The organism is Streptococcus oralis, from assembly GCF_001578945.1.
GTDB lineage: Bacteria > Bacillota > Bacilli > Lactobacillales > Streptococcaceae > Streptococcus > Streptococcus oralis_Q.
In genome coordinates, this window is the sequence record NZ_KQ969551.1 from 2,906 (window position 1) to 3,468 (window position 563).

A 563-nucleotide genomic window follows, 5' to 3' on the forward strand; every position below is an offset into this window, starting at 1 on the left:
AAAAATAGGAGGTTCTGGAAATGAAAAAGTCTAAGGCCAAGTATCTGACACTAGCTGGTGTCATCTTAAGCACAGGTATCCTGCTAAGTGCATGTGGGAACTCAACTAGTGCATCTAAAACATATAACTATGTTTATTCGAGTGATCCATCCAGTTTGAACTACCTTGCTGAAAACCGTGCAACAACCAACGACATCGTCACCAATCTGGTAGATGGTTTAATGGAAAATGACCAATATGGCAACTATGTCCCATCTTTGGCAGAGGATTGGTCCGTTTCTCAGGACGGCTTGACCTATACTTACAAACTTCGTAAAGATGCAAAATGGTATACCTATGAGGGTGAAGAATATGCACCTGTCACTGCCCAAGACTTCGTGACAGGTTTGAAATATGCTGCAGATAAAAAATCTGATGCCTTGTATCTTGTTCAAGAGTCCGTAGTAGGGTTGGATGACTATATCAACGGGAAAACAACAGACTTTTCAACTGTCGGTGTGAAGGCGATTGATGACCAAACAGTTCAGTATACTTTGACACGTCCAGAATCTTATTGGAATTCT

General features: G+C 41.2%; 1 protein-coding gene. It reads left to right on the top strand.

Translation table 11 applies throughout. The annotated features are described in order from the left end of the window. Positions 1 to 20: 20 nt before the first annotated feature. The coding region (locus SORDD16_RS02650; protein WP_241733944.1) for an ABC transporter substrate-binding protein at positions 21 to 563 on the top strand (543 nt) is incomplete at its 3' end.